The sequence below is a fragment of the Cupriavidus sp. WS genome (assembly GCF_000395345.1).
In the GTDB taxonomy this organism is placed as follows: Bacteria; Pseudomonadota; Gammaproteobacteria; order Burkholderiales; family Burkholderiaceae; genus Cupriavidus; species Cupriavidus basilensis_B.
On record NZ_AQPL01000348.1, the window covers coordinates 1 to 4,383 of the forward strand.

Sequence of the window (4,383 nt, forward strand, 5' to 3'; positions counted from 1 at the left end):
ACATTCAGCCGTTGACATTCAGCAGTTGACTTCGACGTTAAGCCGTTAAGAAAAGAAAAAGCCAGCACGGATTGCGCTGGCTTTTTCGTTTCAGGAGGGGAGGGACAGGGCGGCCCGGCCGCCCACCTCAATCGCGATTGCCGCCAAAGATCCCCAACAGCGCCAACAGGTTGGCAAACACGTTATACACATCCAGGTAAATCGCCAGCGTGGCCGTGATGTAGTTCGTCTCGCCGCCATTCAGCACGCGTTGCACGTCGAACAGGATGTAGGCCGAGAAGATGCCGATGGCGATCACCGACACGGTGATCATCAGCGACGGCAGTTGCAGCCAGATGTTGGCGACGCTGGCCAGGATCAGCAGGATCACGCCGACGAACAGGAATTTGCTCAGGCCGGAGAAGTCGCGCTTGCTGACCGTGGCGACGGTCGCCATCGCGCCGAATACCGCCGCGGTGCCGCCGAAGGCATACATGATCAGCGCCGGTCCGTTGGAAAACTGCAGCACGGAGCCGATCAGGCGCGACAGCATCAGGCCCATGAAGAACGTGAAGGCCAGCAGCAGGACCACGCCCATGCTGCTGTTCTTGGCCTTCTCGATGGCGAAGAAGAAGCCGAACGCGATGCCCAGGAACAGGATCAGCGACAGGCCGGGGCTGCCCCGCATCAGGCTGAAGCCGCTGGTCACGCCGATCCACGCGCCGAGCACGGTGGGGATCATCGAGATGGCGAGCAGCCAGTAGGTGTTGCGCATTACCCGATTGCGGACCACAACGTCGCTGGTTGCGGTGCCGCTGCCGAAACTGTAGGTGTTCAGCTTGTTGTCCATGGTGACTCCTGTTTCAAAACGGTGAGGCGCCGGGCTGACCCGGACGGGCACAACGCCAATGTGGCATCGCACCGGGCGAATTGCAAGGGCTTGTGAAACGTAATCGCCACTTTGTCATCAAGGTGTAATCTCGCCTCGCGCGTGGCCAACGTTCATTCGATTATCGGCCGCGACAGGCGTTCCCTCCACGCCGAACAGAAATAAAGTGGCGCGATGGTCACGTGAGGCGGATGGCTTCGCCGGTGGCCGGGGGCAGTGCGCCGGCAGCGGAGTCGTTCTCGAAACCATAACTGTCTCGTGCTAGAATTGCACGTTTATTCCAATTGTAACCCCTTCATTTTTCGGAGTTTTTATGGCGATCGAACGCACCCTGTCCATTATCAAGCCGGATGCCGTGGCCAAGAACGTCATCGGTCAGATCTACGCTCGCTTCGAGGCCGCCGGCCTGAAGATCGTGGCTGCCAAGATGGTTCACCTGTCGCGCGGCGAAGCCGAGCAGTTCTACGCCGTGCACAAGGCCCGCCCGTTCTTCAAGGACCTGGTGGACTTCATGGTTTCCGGCCCGGTCATGATCCAGGCCCTGGAAGGCGAAAACGCCATCCTGACCAACCGCGACCTGATGGGCGCCACCGACCCGAAGAAGGCCGACAAGGGCACCATCCGCGCCGACTTCGCCGACAGCATCGACGCCAACGCCGTGCACGGCTCGGACGCGGCGGAAACGGCTGCCGTCGAAATCGCCTTCTTCTTCCCCGGCATGAACGTTTACAGCCGCTGATTGTCTGGTCTATTTCACAAGACTAGACTGCTTCTGAAGTCGATACTGCCGTCATGAACCCTCTCGTCAACCTGCTCGATCTGGATGCGGACGCGCTCACCGCCTATTGCGGCGAGCTCGGCGAGAAGCCGTTTCGTGCGCGGCAGTTGCAGCGCTGGATCCACCAGTTCGGCGCCAGCCGCTTCGACGCCATGTCGGATCTCGCCAAGTCGCTGCGCGAAAAGCTCGCCACGCGCGCCGAGATCCGCTCGCCGGCCGTCATCACCGACCACCTGTCGGCCGACGGCACGCGCAAGTGGCTGCTCGACGTCGGCGCCGGCGACGCGGTGGAGACGGTGTACATCCCCGAGGAGACGCGCGGCACGCTGTGCGTGTCCTCGCAGGCCGGCTGCGCCGTCAACTGCCGTTTCTGCTCGACCGGCAAGCAGGGTTTCTCGCGCAACCTGACCACCGGCGAGATCATCGGCCAGTTGTGGATGGCCGAGTTCGCCATGCGCACCCAGCTCGGCCGCGGCCCCAAGGACGACCGCGTCATCTCCAACGTGGTGATGATGGGCATGGGCGAGCCGCTGCTGAACTACGACCAGGTGGTCCCGGCCATGCGCCTGATGCTGGACGACAACGCCTACGGGCTGTCGCGCCGGCGCGTGACGCTGTCCACCTCCGGCGTGGTGCCGATGATGGACCGGCTCTCGAAAGACCTGCCGGTCGCACTGGCGGTATCGCTGCACGCATCGAACGATCCGCTGCGCGACATGCTGGTGCCGCTCAACAAGAAGTACCCGCTGGCGGAACTGATGGCGGCCTGCCGCCGCTACCTCGAGTTCGCGCCGCGCGATTTCATCACCTTCGAATACTGCATGCTGGACGGCGTCAACGACGGCGTCGAGCATGCGCGGGAACTGCTGAAGCTGGTGGCCGACGTGCCATGCAAGTTCAACCTGATCCCGTTCAACCCGTTCCCGGAATCGGGTCTCAAGCGCTCGAACAACGAGCAGATCCGCCGCTTTGCCCAGGTCCTGATGGACGCCGGCATCGTCACCACCATCCGCAAGACGCGCGGCGACGACATCGACGCGGCCTGCGGCCAGCTTGCCGGCGAGGTCAAGGACCGCACCCGGCTGGCCGAGCGCGGCAAGTTCGGCAAGATCACGCCGATCGTCGCCGCGCCGGTGGCGAGCGCGCCGGGCGCCGGCCAGCCGCGGGAGGCTCGCCCTGCATGACGCGTCTGATAGTCGCAGTCCTGACCGGGCTGGTGATGCTGTCCGCCTGCCAGCTACCGCCCCCGGCGAAGCCGGACCTGCAGACCGCGTCTGACCAGACCGATCGCACGCGGCGCGCCACCATCCGCCTGCAGCTGGCCACCAGCTACCTGTCGGCGGGGCAGTACAGCGTGGCGCTGGACGAGGCCAAGCAGGCCATCGCCATCGACCCGACCCTGGTCGACGCGTACCATATCCGCGCGCTGGTCTACATGAACATGAACGAGCGCGCGCTGGCCGAGGACAGCTTCCGCAGCGCGCTGTCGATGCGTCCCGACGACGGCGACGTGCTCAACAACTACGGCTGGTTCCTGTGCCTGAACGGCCGTTACCGGGAAGCGGTGCCTTACCTGGAGCGCGCGGTCTCGGCGCCGTCGGCGAGCGGCCCGGCCAAGCCGCTGACCAGCCTGGGCGCCTGCCAGTTGCGCAACGGCGACGGCGAAGCCGCGGAGAAGAGCCTGTTCGGCGCGCTGCGCTACGACCGCAACAACCCGGAAGCGAACAGCAACCTCGCGCTGCTTTATTACCAGCGCGGCGACTACGCGCGGGCGAAGGAGTACGCCGCGCGGGTCAACAACAGCAGTTTCGTCAGCGCGCAATCCCTCTGGCTGGGTGCGCGCATTGCCCGCCGCCAGGGCGACGCCGCGACGCAGAATGCCCTGGTGGGCCAGTTGCGCAGCCGTTTCCCCGACTCGCGTGAGTTGACCGCATACGAACAAGGAGCATGGGATGAGTGAGCAAGAGCGCGCCGAAAGCCAGACTGCGGCGACCGGGCACGTGGGCGGCGTGGCCGCCGACGCCGGCCGCGAGGCGGTGGCGCGCGAGATTGGCGAGCGCCTGGCGCAGGCGCGCAAGGACCAGCGTTTTTCGCTGGAAGACGTCAGCGCGCGGCTGAAGGTGGCGGCGCACAAGCTGGCCGCGATCGAGCAGGGCGACGTTGCCGCGCTGCCGGACGTGACCTTCGCCAAGGGCGTGATGCGCGCCTATGCCCGCATGCTCCATATCGACATCGACGCGCTGCTCGCGCGCTTCCACGCGCAGGCGGTGCCGGTGGTGGAAATCGGCATGCGCCGCGAAGGCGGCCTCAACGAGAGTTTCGACGACCGCAACCGTTTCGGCTCCGGCAGCTCGGGCGGGCGCTGGATCTGGCTGGCCCTGGTGGTGGCCCTGATCGGCGGCGGCGCCCTGTTCGGGCTGGATCATTTCAAGCAATGGCTCGAGGCGCGCAAGGAAGGCCTGAGCGCGCCGCCGGCCGTGGAAGCCACGGCGCAGCCGGGCGGCGAGCCCGGCACCGTCACGGCGGCGCTGCCGCCGGTGATGGCGGCCTCGGACGCGCCCGCGCCGTCCGAGGCGCTGCCCGCCAGCGGCCCGGTGGTTGCCGAGACGCCTGCCGCGCCCGCAGCGCCGGTGACGCCTGCGCCTGCCGCGCCCGTCGCCGCGAGTCCGGCGCCGGCGGTGGCCGCGGCGCCCGTCGCACCGGCGGCACCCGCGGCGCCGGCCGCCGCGGGCGGCGG

Annotated in this window: 5 protein-coding genes; 4 read left to right on the forward strand and 1 reads right to left on the reverse strand. The window is 66.4% G+C overall.

Annotation, left to right across the window (positions count from 1 at the left end; translation table 11 throughout):
* Window positions 1-127: 127 nt before the first annotated feature.
* Window positions 128-829 (reverse strand): Bax inhibitor-1/YccA family protein, encoded by a 702-nt coding sequence (locus K206_RS0125865; protein ID WP_020205281.1) that lies wholly within the window; start codon window positions 827-829, stop codon window positions 128-130.
* A gap of 352 nt (window positions 830-1,181) precedes the next feature.
* Between K206_RS0125865 and ndk the strand changes: the two genes are divergently transcribed.
* The 4 genes from ndk to K206_RS0125885 all read left to right on the forward strand — a co-directional run.
* Window positions 1,182-1,607: a nucleoside-diphosphate kinase gene (gene ndk / locus K206_RS0125870; protein WP_020205282.1), complete on the forward strand. Its 426-nt coding sequence runs from the start codon at window positions 1,182-1,184 to the stop codon at window positions 1,605-1,607.
* Window positions 1,608-1,660: 53 nt separating this feature from the next.
* Window positions 1,661-2,830 carry a 23S rRNA (adenine(2503)-C(2))-methyltransferase RlmN gene (gene rlmN, locus K206_RS0125875; RefSeq protein ID WP_020205283.1) on the forward strand — a complete coding sequence of 390 codons (1,170 nt, stop codon included), beginning with the start codon at window positions 1,661-1,663 and terminating at the stop codon, window positions 2,828-2,830.
* Complete coding sequence (pilW, locus tag K206_RS0125880; RefSeq protein ID WP_029044098.1) at window positions 2,827-3,606, forward strand: type IV pilus biogenesis/stability protein PilW; 780 nt, start codon at window positions 2,827-2,829, stop codon at window positions 3,604-3,606. Before rlmN ends, pilW begins: the two co-directional genes overlap by 4 nt.
* On the forward strand, window positions 3,599-4,383 hold a 785-nt coding region (locus K206_RS0125885; protein ID WP_020205285.1), incomplete at its 3' end, for a helix-turn-helix domain-containing protein. The genes pilW and K206_RS0125885, both read left to right, overlap by 8 nt.